The organism is Rhizobium sp. LjRoot258, assembly GCF_964254185.1.
GTDB lineage: Bacteria > Pseudomonadota > Alphaproteobacteria > Rhizobiales > Rhizobiaceae > Rhizobium.
Genome location: NZ_CAXUST020000001.1, coordinates 2152275 through 2171872, shown reverse-complemented (window position 1 = coordinate 2171872; position 19598 = coordinate 2152275). Strand labels below are relative to the sequence as shown.

Sequence of the window (19598 nt, the reverse complement as noted above, 5' to 3'; positions counted from 1 at the left end):
CACCGCGCAACACGGCGGTTACGGGTGATTAGCTCAGTTGGTAGAGCAGCTGACTCTTAATCAGCGGGTCGTAGGTTCGAGCCCTACATCACCCACCATTCTTCACAAGAAAACAACGGTATACGCTGATCCGCTAACTAGGCGGATGAAATGCTTATACGCGCTTTGATGACAAAAGGTTTCAACATCTTCCTGCTACCAGCAGCGAGCGGCAAGCATCGCATACCGGCTCCGCCTTTCCACGGCCAGTTTTGGGATACGAGGTTCGTCTGAGCCGCTAAGGCGGCGATCGGACCAAAGTCGGCTTCCCTCTCGGACTGAGGTCCGTAGCCCGTCAAGGAGGTGAGGTTCGGGGTCGCTGTGGGCACCAGCATCCCGCACCATGTCCATCCGGAGCCGTTGCCGCCGCGCATCATCGAGATCGTGCCGCAATACAACGCCTACCGCTTTTTCATCCGGATGGACGGATCGTCATTGTCGATCCGAATGCATTCACGAGCGTCTACATCGTCACCGCCTAGATGGCGCAGCCCGGCAGCGTTTCGCTGCCGGGCTATAATCGGAACGATGCGGATGAGGAACAAAGTTCGTCGAAGCGGGTTTCTGGCTGATCGCGGTCGTGTGGGCAGATCGGGGCGCTCCTCGCCACAATGCATCGCGACGAGTTCTGTTGAGAGGCCTTGTGAGTCGGGGCGTTGAGAGTAGCGATCAGCGCATGGAGGCTGCATTGAAAACGATTGCGACGATGCTGTTCGGTGCTGTCACGGTGGTTGGGGCCTGTTTCATCGGAGCCGCGGCCGCTACCTACGTTCTCGCCATGCCTGAAGGGCAGCACTTTGCAAACCTGGATGCACCGGACCTTTGGACCTCGGTTCCCAAGCCCGTGGATCCCAGGGGCCAGAAATTCGAGCGGGTCGCGCCCCTTGTCTCGGCAGCCTATCCCATTACACCGACAGCGCCCGAGCCCAGGGCGAACCTTGCGGCCAATTCCGCGTCCGATGGCGTATCGTCAGATGCCGCCGAGGCGTCGCTACGGCATGAGCACGGAGACTGGTGCGTGTCTAGGTACCGGTCCTACGATCCGGCCAGTGACACCTATCGCTCCTACAGCGGCCAAGTCCGCACCTGCGTGTCTCCATTCGCCGCTCCATCCATGGTCACGGGGTCGGTGAGTGGGAGCGCGGGCCACGTCGCGTGGTGTTCTGCGCGTTATGCGTCCTATCGGGTGGACGATAATACATTCCAGCCACATAGCGGTCCGCGGCGCGAATGTATCTCGCCATTTCCCGGGGACACGAGTGCCGAGAGTGCTAGCCGATGAGACTGTTCCGTGGAGCCTGAGCGAGGGATATTTCCTGCAGGGAGACGCTGCACTATGGGAACCAACAGCCTGTAACCGCGTTCTAGACACAGTTCCAAGGCGATTTGCACACTGCGCCTTGGCCTTTCCAAATGTCCCTGTCATTTGCCCCGCGTCCTGCGGGGCTCCTTTCTGCATCCGAAGGAGGGAGGATCCACCATGTCGCAAAAGCGCTACAGCCGTCGCGACGAACCGTTGCATTCCAAGGATCTGTCGGTCTGCCACCGCGTGCTTGATCACATCCGCAACGAACAGGGGATCGAAGCCTCCTCGGACGAGTCCGAGCGGATTGCCTCAATCATCATCGAGTTTTATCGCCAGGGTGTCCAGGACGAGAAGCAGTTGCGCGCGTTGATCGACGTGGCGCGCGGGCTCACACATCGACCTGCGTAGACAACGAACAACCGTCGGGAACAGAAGCGAACTCAGCGGCGTTTTTATCCAGGTCGTGTCGCCTTAGGCACGTTGTTTTGAGATGTCACGATATCGAGCCCCGACAACACAACGACGGGGCTTTTTCTTCTGCGGTTTTTCCATCGGGAGGGGCCTCACTGGTAGGACTTAGGTCCTATAGGACCCCAAACGCGTGAACTATACACGGGCCTGGTGCGTTGAATCTCCAGAGAAAGGAGACTGACCATGAAACGGTTGATTATCGCAGTGGCCGGCCTCGCAGCACTACTGATGAGTGCTCCTGCTGACGCGCAAGGTGTTTATTTCGAGTTCGGTTCCGGCGGCTCGAGGTACTATGACGATCCGCCACCACCGCGCTATTACCGATACGGCCCAAGGTACCGTGACTATGACCGCCCGCGCTACGCCTACCGCGACGTGTGCTGGAGGGTGCCTTACCAGCATCGAAGCCATAATCACTACATCACCAGGTACAGAACGGTTTGCCGATAGAGAACCGCGGAGAAATCAGTTGGCTACCGGCGCTCAGGACGGAAAGGCGTGCTAGCCATACCGATACAGGGACGGCTTTTCGGGGATTTCAACGGCTGCGCGGGTGCCCGTCTTCCAGGCCTGAAGGCAGGCCTTTGTCACCAACATCGCCATATAGCCGTCCCATGCACTTGAGCCTGATGGTGTCTGTGTGAGAATGCCTGCCGTCCAGGCTTCCAACTGCGCACGATAGGCCTGCCGGAACCGCGGCCGCCAATCGGAAGGCGTTCGAAATCCGTCGTGGCCTTTGGCGCGCAGCGTCGTCGCCGGGCTTGGGTCGAGAGCGACGGTTCCATCCTCGCAGACAAGTTCAGCCCGCACGTCGTATCCGTACTGCGCGTCGGTGAAGACCTCGATGTCGACCACCACCCCGGATCCGGTCTGCAGCAGAATGAACTGCGGCTGCCTGTTCGGGGCGTTTCGAGTTGCCGGAGGGCTGGCGACGATCGCCGAGGTGATCTCCTCGTCAAGAAGGTACCGCGCGATGTCGAACTCGTGGCCAGCGGAATTGGCGATCACCAATTCGGATGTGAGGTAGTCCGGCCCGACGGCGTTTCGGTGAACACAGTGCAAGAACAGCGGTCGCCCGAGTTCGCCGGAGGCGAGCGCCTGTTTCATCTCCCTGTAGCCTGCATCGAAACGCCGCATGAAGCCAACCTGCACGAGACGGCGGCCAGCTGCGACTTCGGCTCGAACGATTGCCTCTGCATCCTCCAGGCTTCCTGCCAGCGGTTTTTCGACGAGGACGGGCTTTCGGGCGGCAATTACCTTCAACGCTAGCGACGCATGAGTGCCGTCCGGTGAGCAGACCATCACGGCATCGATGTCGGGATCGCCGATCAGCGTGTCCGCGTCCGCGACGGCCCGTACACCAAGGGATGCGGCAATCGTTTCGGCTCGACTGCGATCGAAATCCTGAACCGCAGCCAGCCTGGCATTCGCAACGCCCTCGGCAAGAATAGCCGCGTGATCGGCACCCATAACGCCGGTTCCGATGATACCGATCTTGATTTCTTTCATTGACCCTCCCATGCGAAAATCGCCACCCTGCCTCCCGGCAAGTCTATGACCGCGACAGGAGAGATTTCAAGCTCACTGCAGGCGATGATAGCGCGTCTGGCGCGGGTTTGGCACGCTGTGTGATCAACATCTCGGCAATCTTGATGTCCCGGGCAATCCGATTGCCGCGTCCCCAACCGCTCGCCGCCAGCAGCCGATGATCGTCGGCGAGATGGAACAGGATCACCGTCTCCTCGTCGATCTGCCGAATGATCGTGCTCGTCGTTTCATTGGCTAAGCCGGCGATTTGCAGCGAGAAATGGTATTGGTCCGACCAGAACCAGGGAACGATCTCGTAGGGCTTTCTCGCGCCCAGCATATTGGCGGACGCGTGCGCAGCCTGATCCTGCGCGTTGCGCCATGCTTCCAGACGGATCCTCTTGCCTTCGTAGGGAAATGAGCAGCAATCCCCGGCGGCGAAGATTGCCGGATCGTTGGTTTGCAGTGCGGCGTTGACGGCAATGCCGTTCTCGATCGAGAGCCCCGCCTGACGTGCGAGTTCGCAGCGGGGTTCGGCGCCGATCCCGACGACCAGGGTCGTCGCGTCGAGAATTTCGCCGCCGTTCAGGGAGAGGGTGACGCCCGCCGCATGCGCTGCGACTTGTCCGACGCTTGTACCGCAAAGGATGCGTACGCCATGGGTCTCGTGGAGCGCATGAACGCTGGCTGCGATTTCCTCCGGTACCGCCCGCATCAGGATGCGCGGCAGCGCTTCGATGACCGTGACCTCGAGGCCCCTTTTCCCGGCCGCTGCCGCCAGCTCCAAACCAATGAAGCCGGCGCCGATGATCGCCAGGTGCCCTCCGGCGACAAGACGTTGCGACAGGCGCTGCGCGTCGTCATGCGTGCGCAAATAGAAAACATGGTCCATGCCTTCCACGGAGGAGAGCCGTCGAGGGGACGAACCTGTCGCGAGCAGCAATTTGTCATAGGAAACGCGACGTTCGCTCGCCAATTGCACGGAGTGGCTTTCACGGTCCAGTCCGACAGCCGCATCGCCGGTCAGCATCGCGATCGATCGCTCTGCGAGGACGGTCCTGCTGACGATGAAGGGAGGCTCGATACCCGCCGAAGACATCAGATGCTCTTTCGACAAGGGCGGACGCTCGTAGGGAAGGTGCCGTTCCTCTCCGATCAAGGTGACGCGACCATCAAATCCCTGGTCGCGCAGTGCGAGCGCTGCTCTGGCGCCACACTGGCCCCCTCCGACGATGACAAACTCCTCCATCGCGCGTCACTCCAAGCCAAGATAGACGCTGCCGTCTTCCACCTTCGTTCGGTAGGTCCTGAGATTGACGCACACGGGTGCTCCGCGTGCCTCGCCGGTGCGGTAGTCAAACCTGCCGTTGTGCTTTGGACACTCGATGATGTTCTCCATCACCAACCCGTCGGCGAGATGAACCTTTTCGTGGGAGCACATCCCATCGGTCGCGTAGAAGCTGTCATCGGGGCTCCGGTATATGGCGAAGGTCTTGCCTTCGTGATCGAAACGGATCACGTCCTCATTGTCGATGTCATCGACCCCACAGGCCTTAATCCACGCGCTCATCCGATCCTCTCAAGCTTTTATTGCTTGATTGAGGCTAGGCCAAAACGCAGGTCGGCGCGGCAGAAAAAATGATCAAAAAACCTCAGACGCTGGCGGCGTGCCTCGGTACATATCCTGAAGGCAATCCGCAAAGCTGTCAGTGGTGAGCATCTGAGCGGGCTCGATAGAACGCCCGAGAGATTGGACCGCCGCGGGGCCTCGGAGGGCGGCTTCAGGACGAGCGCGGAAAGGGATCGGCTCGTGATGAAAAAACGTCCTCTGTCATGGCGGGCCAGCCTGCAGCCGATAATCCAGGGGACGTCGCGCGCAGCCGTCGCCGCGGGAGCGACAGCGGCCGGATATTGTCACCAGACAAACGGCACGCCCCACGAATGAGGACCGTGCCTGTTATCGCAGGCGCGCCCTTGCTGCCGGCGCGTTCTTGCCGGGTATGCATGGGTCTTGTTGGGTGAGGTCAGCCTTGTACAAACGATGCCGAACCCAGGTCCATCCTCAATAAAGTACCACGCTTCGGATGCTTTCGCCGGAATGCATCAGCTCGAAGCCTTTGTTGATGTCTTCGAGCGGCATCGTGTGGGTGATCATCGGATCGATCTCGATCTTGCCCTGCATGTACCAGTCGACGATCTTGGGCACGTCGGTGCGGCCGCGGGCGCCGCCGAAGGCCGTGCCCATCCAGCTGCGGCCTGTGACCAGCTGGAACGGCCGGGTGGAGATCTCCTGGCCGGCACCGGCAACGCCGATGACGACCGACTTGCCCCAGCCGCGATGCGAAGCTTCCAGTGCCTGGCGCATCACGCGGGTGTTGCCGGTGCAGTCGAAGGTGTAGTCGGCACCGCCGATCTGGTCAGCACCGCGCTTCGTCATGTTGACGAGATAGGGAACGATGTCGTCGCCGACCTCCTTCGGATTGACGAAATGCGTCATGCCGAAGCGCTCGCCCCAGGCCTTCTTGTCGTTGTTCAGATCGACGCCGATGATCATGTCGGCGCCGGCAAGGCGAAGTCCCTGGATGACGTTGAGGCCGATGCCGCCGAGACCGAAGACGATGGCGGTCGCGCCGATCTCGACCTTGGCAGTGTTGATCACCGCGCCGATGCCGGTGGTGACGCCGCAGCCGATGTAGCAGATCTTGTCGAAGGGAGCGTCGGGATTGATCTTGGCAACGGCAATCTCCGGCAGCACCGTGTAGTTGGCGAAGGTCGAGCAGCCCATATAGTGGTGGATCTTGTCCTTGCCGATCGAGAAGCGCGAGGTGCCATCCGGCATCAGGCCCTGGCCCTGGGTGGCGCGGATCGCGGTGCACAGATTGGTCTTGCGCGACAGGCAGGAGGGGCATTCACGGCATTCCGGCGTATAGAGCGGAATGACATGGTCGCCCTTCTTCACCGAGGTGACGCCGGGACCGACATCGACGACGATGCCGGCGCCCTCATGGCCGAGGATCGCCGGAAACAGACCTTCCGGATCGGCGCCAGACAGCGTGAAGTCGTCGGTGTGGCAGATGCCCGTCGCCTTGACCTCGACCAGCACTTCGCCGGCCCGCGGTCCCTCCAGCTGCACGGTCATCACTTCGAGCGGTTTGCCAGCCTGTACGGCAACGGCGGCGCGAACGTCCATCTGTATTCCTCCGAGAATCGTTACTTACGGTCAATTGTCACGCGGTGCGTGCCCAGAGTTCTGTCACCCGCTCCTTCAGCAGCAGTGCCTCCTCCCACCGGTCGGTGGTGTCTTCGCCGTCACGGCCGGTGATGGCGTAGGGCTTTGGGCCGAGTTCACAGGTAAAGGCGAGTGTATCATCGGGGCCGGCCCGGCGGCGCCAGCTCCGAAAGCCATACTCCCACCAGTCCGTGAAAAGATCGACCCAGGGCTGATGGTGAGGGAACGAGATTTCTATCTGCACCTGTTCGCGCGAGGCGACGCGTCCGTGGAAGGACCATGAGCTGTCGAGGATGCGCTGGATCATGCCATGGTCCTCGGCCGATACGGGCCATGCGAATTCGCGCCCGACAAGAAAGTGTGACAGATCGCCGAGGAGCCGGAGACCGGGACGTTGATCCAAGAGATCGAGCGTGAAGAAGAGGTCAGTCGTCATGCGGTCCCGATGCGTCTCGATATAGACCGGAATCTTTGCCTCTTCACTCAGTCGCTGCCAGCCCTCGAGCAAAGGAAGACAGTCCTCGATGCGGCGAAGCCGGACGTCGGGTTGCAGACATATGTGGGCAACATCGTATTCGGCAGCGTTCTCCAGCACCGGCTTGAGATCGTCCACGCTCTTCGGGAAGCATTGGCCCTCGGCCTTCAGTCCATGCGGCTTCAGCAGCGAGTGCAAGCGACAAGTGTAGTCCCGGTCGTACCAGTGGGCGCTCACCCCATCGAAGCCGGCCTCTGCGATCCGCTCGATGCTCTCCTCGAGCGAGAGTTCCGGCTGGATGGCGCTGCGGCGCTCCATTGCCCAGAGAGACTGGAAGACGGACAGGGACTGCATCGGCGCCTCGACAGGTTCAGTTGGGGGCTAGACAGCACGAAATTGCGGTCTTGGCGAGTGTGTTCCTTGAGGTGTTCTGATCAAACGCGATGGCGGTTAGACGTTCTGGGCGTTGATCGTCATGAAGCGCACGGGATCGGTGATGATCTCGGTGCTGACAATGTCGAGCTTATGCAGGATCATGTCGACGGAACGGCGCGCCTGAACTTCAGGCGTCTGGTCGATGCATATATCCATGAGGCCGGATTGCAGATGGCGCTTCTTCTTGTCCGTCAGCTCGTGGCCGACCCAGAAGACATCGTTCTGCTTTGACCATTGTTGCAAGACGATGGCCACGCCTTCGTCGCCGCCGCCTGCCGAATAGACACCGATAATATCTTGGTTGCGGCGAAGCGCCTCGCTCAACAGTTCGGCCGATTGAAGATCGTCATCATGACCAAACATTACCAGCGTGAAGGAATGCTCCGTAGAACCTTTCTCGGCGATATAGTCGGAAAATCCTTTGATGCGCTGGCGATGGTTTGCGTAGGCTCCGCTGTGACAGAGCGCAACCAGTCTGCCATGTCGCGCGCCGAGCATGCCGGTCATGTAATAGGCCGCACAGCGACCGGCGGCGTAGTCGTCAATTCCGACGAACGGAATATCAGGATCGCAACAGGCAACGATTTGAACCACTTCCACGCCGGCGGCGCTCACCTTGCGGAGACTGGCGCTGACCCTTGTGTCATCAGGCGCACAGATGATCAGTCCGGAACGCCGGAAAGCCGGATTGGCAACGTGGCGAGCCATCCCGACAGGATCGCTTTCCTTGACGAAGGTCCGGTGCAGTATGACGTTCTTGTCCAGCGATGCGGCGATCCGTTCGAAGGCTTGGTTCAGCCGTGCAAAGAAGCTCGTTTCGGGGCGGACCAGGATGACCTCTATGCGGATTGCGCCGCGGTTGAAATGCGACTGGCGCGTCCCGTACTCCAGCTTCTTGGCCGCACGAATGACCTTTTCGATGGTCTTTTCCGTAACCCCGCCTCGGCCATTGATGACACGTTCGACGGTTGCTAATCCGAGCTTCGCCTCTCGGGCGACATCCTTCAAAGTGACTTTGGACATGCTTGGCCTCCTCCCGTCGAACTATCGGTCAGCGGCAGCATATGAGCACAGCTGCAAAATGAGGAAAACACCTCAAGCAATGTGTGGGCCGACATGAGCTACTTCGGTATTTTTAGGAATATTCGATACGGAGGAGTGGCAATGGACGATACACTTTACGGCAAGCGCAACAAGCGTGGCGACTGGGCGCCGTTCAAACTGCTTTCCTACCCGCCGGTATTTGTGTGGCCGGTGCAGCCGATCCGATTTTTAAAGTGGGTCTTTGGCTATCCGGGATATCTGATGCCCTGGAACGTGCTCTATGCGGTCATCGGGACATTGCTCTGGCTGTATGCGACGCCGCCGCTCGAGACGATGAAGAGCTTTTCGGTCGGCTGGATCGCCTACCTTCTGATCCGCAACGCCGCCCTCGTGCTGGTCTTCTTCGGGGCGTTCCACCTGCGGCTTTACATGCAACGCAAGCAGGGAACGAGCTTCAAATACAACGCGAAATGGCCGTCGGTCGGCAACGACGCGTTTCTGTTCGGAAATCAAACCATCGACAACGTCATCTGGACTTTCGCCAGCGCCGTGCCGATCTGGACGGCTTTCGAAGTGCTGACGCTCTGGGCTTTCGCCAACGGTATCATTCCCTATGTCTCGTTCGCGGACCATCCGGTCTACTGTGCCATCGTCATGCTTTTGATCCCGACGTTTCGGGACCTGCATTTCTACCTGGTGCATCGTCTGATCCACTGGCCGCCGCTCTACCATGCCATCCACAAGCTGCATCACAACAATGTCAATCCCGGCCCCTGGTCCGGCCTGGCAATGCATCCTGTCGAACACCTGCTTTATTTCTCCGGTGTGCTAATCCACTGGGTCGTGCCGTCGAACCCCGTCCATGCGATCTTTCATCTTTCGCATGCCGGCCTTGCTCCGGCCCCCGGACATGCCGGCTTCGACAAGATCGTCTTTGGCGAGGACAGCGCGATCGACACCCACGCTTACGACCACTACCTCCATCACAAATACTTCGAGTGCAACTATGCCGACGGCGTGATCCCGCTCGACAAGTGGTTCGGTACTTTCCACGACGGCTCGGCCGAGGCGCAGGAGCGGATGGACAAGCGGTTTATGGAACAGGCACGACGGCGCCAGGAAAAGAAGGCGCGCGGACAGCAGCAGGCAAGTTGAAAGGTCGATCCTGCTCCTGAGCAAAAAGCCCGGCTACAGGTCGGGCTTTTTGCTGGCCGGAGGACCGGCGCGGCTCCCAAGATGAGGTTTTTTCATCATTATTTTCGCGGACGAGGGGTTTGGGCGCGGCTACCGTCTTGCTGCGGACATCGGGTGCCGCACCATCTCTGGGAGGAGAACATGCTTAAAATCTTGAGCGCCAGCGCGCTCGCACTGGTGCTTGCAACTCAAGCTCATGCCGCTGAACGCATTGGCGTTTCAATGGGAACGCTGTCGAACAACTTCCAGACGCTGATCGTCAACGGCATGGACGCCTATGCCAAATCGATCGGCGTGGAATTGCAGATCGAGGATGCGACGACTGACGTCAACAAGCAGCTCGATCAGGTCCGCAACTTTGCGACCAGCGGCGTGTCGGCGATCATCGTCGACCCCGTCGATTCCGATGGCACGCCCGCGCTCAGCAAGGTTGCCGAAGAGGCCGGCATTCCGCTCATCTACGTGAACGTGCAGCCAACCGATCTGTCGACACTCGGCAAACAGCAGGCCTTTGTCGGCTCCAACGAAATCGAATCCGGGACGCTGCAGACCAAGGAAGTCTGTCGGATGCTCGGTGGCAAGGGAAATGTCGTTATCATGATCGGTGATCTGACCAGTCAGGCCGCCCGTCAGCGGACGCGGGATGTGCACGACGTCGTCAAGGCGCCCGAATGCAGCGGCCTCAACGTGGTTCAGGAGCAAGTCGGAAGCTGGAGCCGAGTCAACGGTGCCGACCTGGTCTCGAATTGGCTAACGTCGGGTTTGGAATTCGATGCAGTCATCGCGAACAACGACGAAATGGCGCTGGGCGCGATTGCCGCACTCAAGAATTCAGGTGCATCGACCGACAAGATCCTCGTCGCCGGCATCGACGCCACGCCCGAGGCCCTGCAGGCAATGAAGGCTGGAGACCTCAAGATCACCGTGTTCCAGGACGCGAAAGGGCAGGGCAAGGGATCGATTGACGCAGCGCTCAAGGCGGCGAGGGGCGAGAAACTGGATCGCGAGGTCTGGATCCCGTTCCAGCTCGTTACCCAGCAGAACATGGCTCAGTTCGAAAACCTCAACTAGCTCGGGTCGCCTCACGATCGGGCTCACGGATCACGGCGGCGCCTTGGGCTTCGCCGTGATCCGTTGCTTCGGCAGGCGGCACGAATTGTTTTCAGACAGCGTCATCCTGCAAGATACGGAGGGCAGCCATGCATCAACGGCATTGGTAAACCGCAGCGATACGCTATCTATCTCCCGCCAATACAAGGAGAAAATGATGAAGAAGATCGCAACCGTTGTTGCTGCCGCATCCCTGGTGCAAGCCCTGGCCTCGAGTGTTATCGCGGCCGATTTGGTGACCACCTACCAAGCGCCCGAGGCCGACCTGCGTGACGGTGTCAAGATCGGGATCCTGACTTGCGATATCGGTGGCGGTGTCGGTTACGTCCTCGGTTCGGCAAAATCGGTCGATTGCGTGTTTAGCCCGACCTCGGGCAGCGAGGCGCAGGATCGGTACATAGGTGCGATCCGTAAGTTGGGCGTAGATGTCGGGTTTACCACGCGCGGCCGGATTGTGTGGGCGGTGTTTGCACCGACCACGGGATACCATCACGGTTCGCTGGGTGGCCTCTATCAAGGCGCATCGGCTGAAGCGACGCTCGTCGCCGGTGTCGGTGCCAACATCCTGGTTGGCGGCACCAGCGGCTCGGTCCACTTGCAGACGCTGAGCGTGACCGGCCAGCTCGGCCTCAACGTTGCTGCAACCGGAACGTCCATGACGTTGACGCCGCAGGGCTAAGGGTATCTAGCCGGCAATCGTGTATGGGTCTGGCCGCATTCTTATGCGGCCAGCTTTTTTGGGTAGGGAACCGTGAGATCTGCCGCAATACTCGCTACAATGGTGCTTGCCGGCTGCAACACGACTGCGCCGCCGCTTGAGCCCATGCCGTCGTCCAGCCTGATGGAACACTCAAGTTGACCTATCGGCAGACCGCTCCGGACTTCCTGACGGACTGATCCTTTGTTGTGCGCTTGGTTGGCCGCCGCTATCGAAGTTTCGGCGGCCTAGCGATGGAATTGGGCTGAATCTCGTGTTCAGGGGCATGGCGTCCCTGGAGTTTGTGCAGCTTGCGCTCTTCTGCAGTATCGGCGCCGTTTCGTCTGCCTTGATTGGCGACACTCCGACCTCGCGGTCCCGGATTTCTGATCTGTCTGTTTGGCGTGCTGTGCATGGCTCGTTCCTCCCGCAAGAGAAACGCAAAACTCGCGCCAAGGTTCATCGTCGTACGAGAAAAGCGGCCTGTCGTTGCCGTCCATCGACATGTTCGCAACCCGTGCCTCAGTTTCTGAAAACGGTGCAGGCCGCTCCGGCGGCGCGGACGGTCACGCAGACCCTGTCGGCTTCCGCGCGGGTCTGCCTGCCGATACGGGCCGCATAGCGCGGCCTGAAGCCGAAGCTGCGATCGCGGACGCGTACGACGACCGGCTCTTCGCTCGCAAGTGGCGTCGGAAGCTGACGCGCGACCGCCGAAAACAGGCGAAGGGCCGCTGCATCGTTGCTATGCGCTGCAAGCTGCGCGCCCCAGGGTGCCCACGTGCCCTGTTGAACCGAGGCGGTTTCGGTCAGCCGGCGTTTGCTGGCAAGTTCGATGCAGCTATCGACGAAGGGCTTATCCGGGTTCAGAAACTGCGCGGCATCGCCCGGAGGATCGTTCTTCCATTGCTCGATCGTACTCGAGGTTATGGCAAGGACGTAGCTGCGCGTCTCGAAGGGCAGGAGACCTGTATCGAGATAGACCGCCAGTCCCTGCTCGCCGGCATTGTAGGCTGCGGCGGCAAGGCCGAGATTGCCAAAGCGTGTCCGCAGCTCGTCGAGATATCGTGCTGATTCCTTGAGGGATTCGAGGACATCGAAACTATCCCTCAACCCGCGCAGCCTGGCCGTATCGGGCATGAATTGTGCAATACCCTGCGCGCCCTTGGGACTGATGGCGCCCGCCCGGAAGCCGCTTTCCCGCCAGATCAGGCGGGCGAAATACTCCGGCGGTAGGTCGTTTTCCCGCGCGAAGTGATCGATCGCGACGCAGAGATCGCGGCCATATGTTTCGCGTGTGATGCAAAGGCGCTCGCCGGAGTTCGGTACCGCGAGCGAATAGACGCAGGCGCGATGCGATGTCGCGGCGGGCGGCTGGGAAACCGCCATCTCGGGATGCGCCGACAGAAAGCCGGCAACAAGAGCAACGAAGCCTGCTTTGCTAAACGATACGCCCACTGCAGCCATCGTCTCTCTGTCGCAATTCCTGGTCTTCTGTGCCGAGCCGGAAAAGATACGCCCGTCAATGATGACGGGCGGAGTTGGGAGGTTAATACGCATCTGCACGTTAGCAACGCTGAATATGACGTCAAGACAGAAACGGGGCATAGAAGGCTTTTGCCATATGCCTGTTGCCACCGCTCGACTATTGTCGGCAAAAGAGCTCCCGATTCAGCGAGGCCGCCATGAGACTTTCCGCTTGCATCGAATGGCTGTTCGCAGCCGAAGCCGACAATTTTGCGGACAGGATCCGGCTTGCGCACACGCATGGCGCGGAGGCCGTCGAATTCTGGAAGTGGACGAACAAGGATATCGGCAGCATTGAATGGGCGCTGACGGAAACCGGCATGGAACTCAGTGGTTTTGTTGCGGAACCGATGATTGCCCTCACCGATCGTGCCAATCGGGACGCGTTCCTGAAAGGCCTGAAAAGTTCCATGGAAACGGCCAGACGCCTCGGTGCGCACACATTGATTGCGCAGGCGGGCGATGACCTTCCCGGCAAGTCTCGTGAAGAGCAGAAGGAGGCGCTGATCGAAACCCTGACCGCCGCTGGCGAGATTCTCGAGGGCAGCGGGGTCCGCCTTGGTCTCGAGCCACTCAACACGTTGATCGACCATGTTGGCTATTTCCTTCATTCAACGGTTGAAGGCATCGAGATCGTAAAGGCGACGGGGCGTCCGGAGATCGGCATCGTCTACGATGTCTATCATTCCGCCGTGATGGGCGAGGCCACGGCCGAGGTGATTGGCGGGGACATCGACCGGGTTTTCCACGTCCATATCGCCGATCATCCGGGACGGAACGAGCCGGGCAGCGGCGATATCGACCTTAAACGGCGCGTCGATTGGCTCGTCGAACATGGATACCATGGTGCGATCGGGCTGGAATATCGGCCGTTGGCGGCGAGCGCGGCGACAATTGCAGAGACCCGGCGTATGCTCGGTTAAGAGCAGCGTGATTCATACTTGGATGGTCTCAGCCATTTCAATCTGACGCGTCGTGCACCATCTAGTGGATGAGGAATGTCCTCCCTCAATCGGGAGGCGACTGTGTTTGTGGAGCGTAGCCATGCAATCCCTTTCGGACGTACCTTTGTATTTCATGGACCAAAGCGAAGGTGTGTGGCCCTCGCGTCGGCGAAAGATTATCGATTGGCTGGTCAATGAAACGCGTGACGAGCGCTTCATCGACAACATATTCGTGCAGATGTGCCAGCGACTGCGTGACGAGGGCGTGCCTGTCGCGCGGGCATCGTTGCATTTCAGAACGCTCCATCCGCAATGGCTCGGTGCTCGCATTCTCTGGAAAACCGGGTTGGGAGAGGCCAAGATTGATACATTTGGCTATGGTGTCGAGAACACAGCGCAGTTCCGCAACAGCCCGGTGAACGAGATTTTCAGCGGCGCGACCGAGGTCCGCAAAAACCTCGAGACGATGCGCGACGGCGACGGCCACCATCAGTTCTATGACGAACTGATACGTGACGGGCTCACGGAGTATATTGCCTGGCCAATGGAACACACGCTTGGCAAGCGGCACATTGCGACCTTCTCCAGCGATCGGTCCGGCGGCTTCGCAGAAGAACATATCGCCTTCCTCAAAGACGTTCTTCCTGCCTTGACGCTTGTCACCGAGATTCGCATCAAGAACATTCTGGCGCGGACTTTGTTGGAAACCTACGTTGGTCCCCATGCCAGCGGACAGATCCTTGCCGGGGCAACGACACGCGGCAGCGGTGCGACCGTCGGTGCGGCGATCCTGATCTGTGACCTGCGCGATTTCACGACAATCTCGGATCAGTGGCCGCGCGACGACGTGATCGACCTGCTGAACGGCTATTTCGACGCGATGTCGGAGCCGATCGAGAAACATGGCGGCGAGATCCTCAAGTTCATGGGCGACGGCATGTTGGCGATCTTCCCGCTGGCCGATCCGATGGCCTGCAGGAACCTGCTGGTGGCGATCAAGGAGGCAGAGGGCGCTGTCGCCACCCTGAACGAGCAGAACGGGCGCGATGGTCGCGAGGTGCTGCGCTACGGTATTGGCGTACATGTCGGCGACGTCATGTATGGGAACATCGGCTCGCGACGGCGGCTCGATTTCACGGTGATCGGGCCTGCGGTCAATGTGGCCTCGCGCCTGGAAAGCCTGACGAAGGAAATCAAGCGTCCGGTGCTCTTCTCCAGGGCGTTCGTCGAGATGGCGTCTTGCAAGGAAGGCATGGAAAGCCTCGGCTCATTCCCCCTTCGGGGATTGGGCGAGCCCGTCGATGTCTTTGCCTTCAAGCAATCCTGAGAGCTGCAGGTATACCGACAAAGCGCGGGCAGGGTTTCTAAACGCGTAGCGGGGTTGTAGGGCTACCGAAGCCAAACGATCTTGAGTCCCTGCCAGGAGACAATCCTTCATGCCCGGTCCGTATGTCGTTCCCGTCCATGGCGACGAGGAACTTCCGAAAGAGTGCGACGTCGTCGTGATCGGCGGCGGGATCATCGGTTGCTCCACGGCGCTGGAGCTCGCCGAACGCGGCCTGCGCGTGACACTCTGCGAGAAGGGCGGGATCGGCAAGGAACAGTCCAGCCGAAACTGGGGATGGGTGCGGATTTCGATGCGTGATCCGCGCGAGGTGCCGCTGATGGCCGAGGCGCTCAGGATATGGGAGGGGCTCGACAGGCGGACGGGGCGCGATACCGGGTTCAAGCGGGCCGGCATCGTCTTCACCTGCGCCAAAGAAAAGGAACTGGCCGACCACGAGCGCTGGCGCACCAATCTGGACGGCTACCAGATCGAATCCCGCATCCTGACGGCGCGTGAATTCGGCGAGGTGGTTCCCGGCTCCAGGCTAGATATGTCGGGAGCGCTCTACACACCAGCCGATGGCCGGGCGGAGCCGCAAAAGGCGGCACCCGCGATCGCTGAGGCTGCACGCGACAAGGGGGCGACGATTCTGACGGAATGCGCCGTACGCGGCGTCGAAACCTCGGCGGGAGCCGTCAGCGGCGTGGTGACGGAGCGGGGCGCAATCGCCTGCAAGGCCGTGGTTCTGGCGGGCGGGGCATGGTCCAGCCTGTTTGCCGGACGCTTCGGCATCGACCTGCCGCAGCTCAAGGTGCTGAACAGCGTGATGCGCACGAAGCCGCTGGAAGGCGGGCCGGAGCAGACGATCTGGGCCAAGGATTTCGCGATCCGCAAGCGACAGGACGGTGGCTATACCGTGGCCTGCGGGCACGACAACATCGTCGACATCGTGCCGGCCTCGTTTCGCTATGCTGCCGCCTTCCTGCCGGCATTGCGGTCGCAGTGGAAGTCGCTTTCCTTCCGCCTCGCCGGTCGCTTCCTCGACGAGTTGCGCATTCCGAGACTCTGGTCGATGGATGATGCAAGTCCCTTCGAATATCACCGGGTTCTCGATCCTGTGCCCTCGAAGAGATTGATGCAGGATGCGCTCGGCGGCCTGAAGAGGGCGTTTCCCGTGTTCGAGAGGGCGGAAATCGCGCAGCGTTGGGGCGGCTACATCGATGTCACGCCGGATGCCGTGCCTGTCATCTCGGCTGTCGACGCCATTCCCGGCTTTCACGTCGCAACCGGATTTTCCGGGCATGGCTTCGGCATTGGGCCGGCAGCGGGACGATTGATGGCTGATATCGTTACGGGCCGGGCGCCTGTCGTCGACCCGAGCGCGTTCCGATTCTCGCGCTTTACTGACGGCTCGAAGGTAGAGCTCATCACCGGCTTCTGATTGCGCTGAGCGCTTCTTCGCGCTGCTTATACCAGCGTTGCTGCCACCTCGAATGCGCCTGCCAAGGCCCCTGCGCCTGGATCGCAAACGTGACGAGCGTGTGATCACGCATGGGGGTATGGAGTGTCGCGCATGTGCCATCCGGCGCGCAATCTGCAATCGAGAGGTCTGGTACGCCCTAGGGGAATCGAACCCCTCTTTACAGAATGAGAATCTGTTGTCCTAACCGATAGACGAAGGGCGCATCAGGCAGGGAAATAGGAACAGACAAGCCTTTCGGCAAGATGCTCAAGTTCTGTAGAAAAGAGAAGTGGCACGCCCTAGGGTGCAAAGACGGCGCATTTTCCGGGTGCACATGGGCCGCGTGCTCATTTGCGCCCATTATTTCGGGTGCAAGGGCAGGGGCATGTTCAGAACCCTTATGGAGGTCCGCTCGTGCCGAACCGGCGGAATAAGGTTCTTGTTTGAGAAAGACTCCCCGCTGCACGCCGAGACCGGCGGCTTCTTGGTCTTCCTCGGCCGGGCGCGAATCGGCGCGCTCAGCTTAGCCCACTGAACGGATGTCTTGCGCGACGTCGCTCATATCATTGTTGAGCTGATGATCCCTGCGTTCGAACGTGCGGACCACGGCGTGCGGAATCGCTTTCGCATAGAGAAGAACATGGGCAGGGGGCACGATGGCGTCGTCGGCGCCATGATAGAGATAGACGGGAACGCCGGGCGGAAGGCGTTCTGAGAAGTCCTTGCAATCGTGGATGTCATCGCTCGGCCATCCGCCTTCACCGATGAAGGGCGCCGCGATGATGAATAGGCCGCTGAGCTTTCGTTTCGGCGGCTGCTCGGCAAGCGCATGGATCAAAATGGTGCCACCGACTGAGTGGCCGACGAGAATTGCCCCGTCCTCCAGTGAGTCGAATTCTCCCATTAACGCGGCCTTCCAGGCTGAGTAGCTCTTATGTTCACTTGCAAGCTCGTTAATCATTACTCTTTCTTTTCCGGCCTTGAGGACGAAAGCACATGCGTGAAGCTGTTGAACACGGCAGGAGGCAGGGCATTTAGACGACGGCTGGCATACTCTTATGCGCGGGTTGGGTACCGCATTTCCGTGTGTTCGTCTGGGGCTGCCTCTGTCTAGGGTCGGGCGTGGATGTTATCCGCCACATAGCTACGACGAGGGTTCCCCACCGGAGCCCTGCCTCCAACTTTGTCCAACAGCAGATGATTTCTAATTTGGATTATGCTTCTCTCTTCAAGCTGAGCATCGGCATTAGCCTCTTGCTGTAGGAGCGACCTCCTGCCCAATCGCCCACAGGAATGCGGCCATTTCTCTGGCAATGGCGGTGACTGCGATGACTTTCGGCTTGCCTGCCGCCACCAGCCTTCGATAGCGCGCGCAAAGTCGCACTTGCCCTTTCCAGGCAATCTCTCGAACAGCCCTTGGCAGGTCCTCCAGGCGCGCCTGGATCGTCGGGCTTACACGGGCCGGGAAGCGATATGTCCAGGCCCCTTCTATGAGGACTCGACGCGCCCGTATGTTGCCCGCCTTGGTGATCCCACCACGCTTGACCCGTTCGCCCGTTGAGCTTTCCGACGGCACAAGACCCAGATACGCCATTAACTGACGAGGATTATCAAAACGCCTGACATCGCCGATCTCGACCACAAAGGTGACCGCGGTCATGAACGCGACGCCACGCATCGCTTGGTAGGCGGCCACAACCGGGGCCATCGACCAGGATGCCGCGGTCTCCACCACCAGCTGGGTCAGCCTGTCCAGACGCACGCCGGCATCCTCGATGGCCTGGCAATATTCTGCCAACAGGATTTGGTGGGCGGGATGATCGAAGGCCTGGCATGTCAGCCATCGGACATGGGCGCGCGTCCATGGCGTGCGGCCGGTATAGAGCCGGCCGTGCCGCAGGAGAAAGGACTGGAGTTGCTGACGTGCCTGCTTCAACGCGTCGTTGGTCGCTTCGCGAGCCCGCACCAGGTCGCGGATCGCCTCATGAGCTTCGTCCGGAACCCAGACCGCGGTCAGCTCGCCCGCCCGGTGCAGGCGCGCCAGGCTCATGGCATCCCGCCGGTTGGTCTTCACCCGGTCGCCAGCACGCTTGGGCACCAGCGATGGCGCCACGACCATGCAGTCATGCCCCAGTTCGACAATCTGCCGGTAGAGACCATACCCCGTGGGACCCGCCTCATAGCAAAAGTGAAGCTTGGCTGCGCGCTTGGAAAGCTTGTTGACCATCGATGCCACCGATGACGGCTCCGACGAGATGTCGCCTAAAAACCGTACCTCGCCGTTGCGTGCTCCGTCGGCAATCGCCACCGAAATCTTCAACTTCGACGTATCCAAGCCGATGAAAATTACGCTATCGTCTTTCATGGTTCGCCCTCGCTAAGCTTGGGGCTCGGCTCCGGCCAATCCGGAGCAACCCCCGAATTCAGCTTACCGCGGGGGCGGGCCACCTTCACCCCGCGAACATACGGTCTAGGATCGTCCTCGCCGGGCATTCGGGGGTAGCGGACAGCATAGCTTTCGCCGAGTTCGCGCGCGAGGCTCGCCACGAGCTCGGTGTCCCAGCGATCGTGGACGCCTTCGCCGGCTCCTTGAACGAAGAGGACCTGCTTAGCCATACGCCATCTTATTCGACGAACGCTGACCGACGCAAGGCTGGGCTATCCGCTGCATGGATTGCACAGAACCTTTGCCGTCGGGCTGCCTAAACGGGGGAGTGTCGATTAGAAGAAGCTGGCCAAGCGCGCCATGAAGATGGCAGGGAGCATCATGAGAACGGACGGAAAACGAAAATCTGCCAACGGGGTAGCGTCGTT

The 19598-nt window shown here is 60.2% G+C and carries 19 protein-coding genes, 2 tRNA genes and 1 pseudogene; 11 read left to right on the top strand and 11 right to left on the bottom strand.

The features are described from left to right. The first annotated feature begins 22 nt into the window (after window positions 1-22). From ACSQ9D_RS10795 to ACSQ9D_RS10775, 5 genes and pseudogenes are all read left to right on the top strand, one after another. A tRNA-Lys gene (locus ACSQ9D_RS10795) sits at window positions 23-98 on the top strand. Between the two features lie 232 nt (window positions 99-330). After that, window positions 331-521, top strand: a pseudogene (locus ACSQ9D_RS10790) (DUF1236 domain-containing protein); the annotation flags it as partial. A gap of 194 nt (window positions 522-715) precedes the next feature. Then, entirely contained in the window at window positions 716-1321 is a 606-nt protein-coding gene (locus ACSQ9D_RS10785; RefSeq protein WP_436283814.1) for a BA14K family protein, read from the top strand. Window positions 1322-1519: 198 nt separating this feature from the next. Beyond that, window positions 1520-1753, top strand: coding sequence for a hypothetical protein (locus ACSQ9D_RS10780; RefSeq protein ID WP_024319057.1), 234 nt, complete (start codon window positions 1520-1522; stop codon window positions 1751-1753). Between the two features lie 246 nt (window positions 1754-1999). Beyond that, window positions 2000-2266 (top strand): hypothetical protein, encoded by a 267-nt coding sequence (locus ACSQ9D_RS10775; protein ID WP_436282235.1) that lies wholly within the window; start codon window positions 2000-2002, stop codon window positions 2264-2266. A gap of 51 nt (window positions 2267-2317) precedes the next feature. Here ACSQ9D_RS10775 and ACSQ9D_RS10770 read toward each other — a convergent pair whose 3' ends face one another. From ACSQ9D_RS10770 to ACSQ9D_RS10745, 6 genes are all read right to left on the bottom strand, one after another. Continuing rightward, complete coding sequence (locus tag ACSQ9D_RS10770) at window positions 2318-3325, bottom strand: Gfo/Idh/MocA family oxidoreductase (protein WP_436282234.1); 1008 nt, start codon at window positions 3323-3325, stop codon at window positions 2318-2320. Between the two features lie 43 nt (window positions 3326-3368). Then, complete coding sequence (locus tag ACSQ9D_RS10765; RefSeq protein WP_436282233.1) at window positions 3369-4592, bottom strand: NAD(P)/FAD-dependent oxidoreductase; 1224 nt, start codon at window positions 4590-4592, stop codon at window positions 3369-3371. Between the two features lie 6 nt (window positions 4593-4598). Continuing rightward, complete coding sequence (locus tag ACSQ9D_RS10760) at window positions 4599-4913, bottom strand: MocE family 2Fe-2S type ferredoxin (protein ID WP_436282232.1); 315 nt, start codon at window positions 4911-4913, stop codon at window positions 4599-4601. Between the two features lie 492 nt (window positions 4914-5405). Further along, window positions 5406-6533 carry an S-(hydroxymethyl)glutathione dehydrogenase/class III alcohol dehydrogenase gene (locus ACSQ9D_RS10755; protein WP_436282231.1) on the bottom strand — a complete coding sequence of 376 codons (1128 nt, stop codon included), beginning with the start codon at window positions 6531-6533 and terminating at the stop codon, window positions 5406-5408. Between the two features lie 37 nt (window positions 6534-6570). Further along, entirely contained in the window at window positions 6571-7401 is an 831-nt protein-coding gene (locus ACSQ9D_RS10750) for a sugar phosphate isomerase/epimerase family protein (RefSeq protein WP_436282230.1), read from the bottom strand. 96 nt (window positions 7402-7497) lie between these two features. Next, window positions 7498-8505 carry a LacI family DNA-binding transcriptional regulator gene (locus ACSQ9D_RS10745; protein WP_436282229.1) on the bottom strand — a complete coding sequence of 336 codons (1008 nt, stop codon included), beginning with the start codon at window positions 8503-8505 and terminating at the stop codon, window positions 7498-7500. Between the two features lie 141 nt (window positions 8506-8646). On the opposite strand from ACSQ9D_RS10745, the gene ACSQ9D_RS10740 reads away from it, so the two are divergent. The 3 genes from ACSQ9D_RS10740 to ACSQ9D_RS10730 all read left to right on the top strand — a co-directional run bounded on the left by ACSQ9D_RS10740 (window position 8647) and on the right by ACSQ9D_RS10730 (window position 11509). Next, window positions 8647-9681 carry a sterol desaturase family protein gene (locus ACSQ9D_RS10740; RefSeq protein WP_436282228.1) on the top strand — a complete coding sequence of 345 codons (1035 nt, stop codon included), beginning with the start codon at window positions 8647-8649 and terminating at the stop codon, window positions 9679-9681. A gap of 180 nt (window positions 9682-9861) precedes the next feature. Further along, a complete protein-coding gene (locus ACSQ9D_RS10735; protein ID WP_436282227.1) occupies window positions 9862-10791 on the top strand; it encodes a sugar ABC transporter substrate-binding protein in 930 nt (309 codons plus the stop codon). Between the two features lie 196 nt (window positions 10792-10987). After that, window positions 10988-11509 carry a DUF992 domain-containing protein gene (locus ACSQ9D_RS10730; RefSeq protein WP_436282226.1) on the top strand — a complete coding sequence of 174 codons (522 nt, stop codon included), beginning with the start codon at window positions 10988-10990 and terminating at the stop codon, window positions 11507-11509. A gap of 540 nt (window positions 11510-12049) precedes the next feature. Here ACSQ9D_RS10730 and ACSQ9D_RS10725 read toward each other — a convergent pair. Beyond that, the gene (locus ACSQ9D_RS10725) at window positions 12050-12991 is read right to left on the bottom strand and encodes a lytic transglycosylase domain-containing protein (protein WP_436282225.1); all 942 of its coding nucleotides are present in this window, start codon (window positions 12989-12991) and stop codon (window positions 12050-12052) included. A 218-nt stretch (window positions 12992-13209) separates the two neighbouring features. On the opposite strand from ACSQ9D_RS10725, the gene ACSQ9D_RS10720 reads away from it, so the two are divergent. The 3 genes from ACSQ9D_RS10720 to ACSQ9D_RS10710 all read left to right on the top strand — a co-directional run bounded on the left by ACSQ9D_RS10720 (window position 13210) and on the right by ACSQ9D_RS10710 (window position 16763). Further along, the gene (locus tag ACSQ9D_RS10720) at window positions 13210-13974 is read left to right on the top strand and encodes a TIM barrel protein (RefSeq protein WP_436282224.1); all 765 of its coding nucleotides are present in this window, start codon (window positions 13210-13212) and stop codon (window positions 13972-13974) included. Between the two features lie 121 nt (window positions 13975-14095). Further along, window positions 14096-15322 carry an adenylate/guanylate cyclase domain-containing protein gene (locus ACSQ9D_RS10715; RefSeq protein ID WP_436282223.1) on the top strand — a complete coding sequence of 409 codons (1227 nt, stop codon included), beginning with the start codon at window positions 14096-14098 and terminating at the stop codon, window positions 15320-15322. A gap of 109 nt (window positions 15323-15431) precedes the next feature. Further along, window positions 15432-16763: an NAD(P)/FAD-dependent oxidoreductase gene (locus ACSQ9D_RS10710; protein ID WP_436282222.1), complete on the top strand. Its 1332-nt coding sequence runs from the start codon at window positions 15432-15434 to the stop codon at window positions 16761-16763. A gap of 169 nt (window positions 16764-16932) precedes the next feature. Here ACSQ9D_RS10710 and ACSQ9D_RS10705 read toward each other — a convergent pair. The 4 genes from ACSQ9D_RS10705 to ACSQ9D_RS10690 form a co-directional block, all read right to left on the bottom strand. After that, window positions 16933-17007: transfer RNA gene (locus ACSQ9D_RS10705), tRNA-Glu, on the bottom strand. Window positions 17008-17307: 300 nt separating this feature from the next. Then, complete coding sequence (locus ACSQ9D_RS10700; protein WP_436282221.1) at window positions 17308-17745, bottom strand: alpha/beta fold hydrolase; 438 nt, start codon at window positions 17743-17745, stop codon at window positions 17308-17310. Between the two features lie 285 nt (window positions 17746-18030). Continuing rightward, the gene (locus ACSQ9D_RS10695) at window positions 18031-19149 is read right to left on the bottom strand and encodes an IS110 family transposase (protein ID WP_436280915.1); all 1119 of its coding nucleotides are present in this window, start codon (window positions 19147-19149) and stop codon (window positions 18031-18033) included. Further along, window positions 19146-19400 (bottom strand): hypothetical protein, encoded by a 255-nt coding sequence (locus ACSQ9D_RS10690; RefSeq protein WP_436282220.1) that lies wholly within the window; start codon window positions 19398-19400, stop codon window positions 19146-19148. The genes ACSQ9D_RS10695 and ACSQ9D_RS10690 overlap by 4 nt, the downstream gene beginning before the upstream one ends. Window positions 19401-19598: the final 198 nt, after the last annotated feature.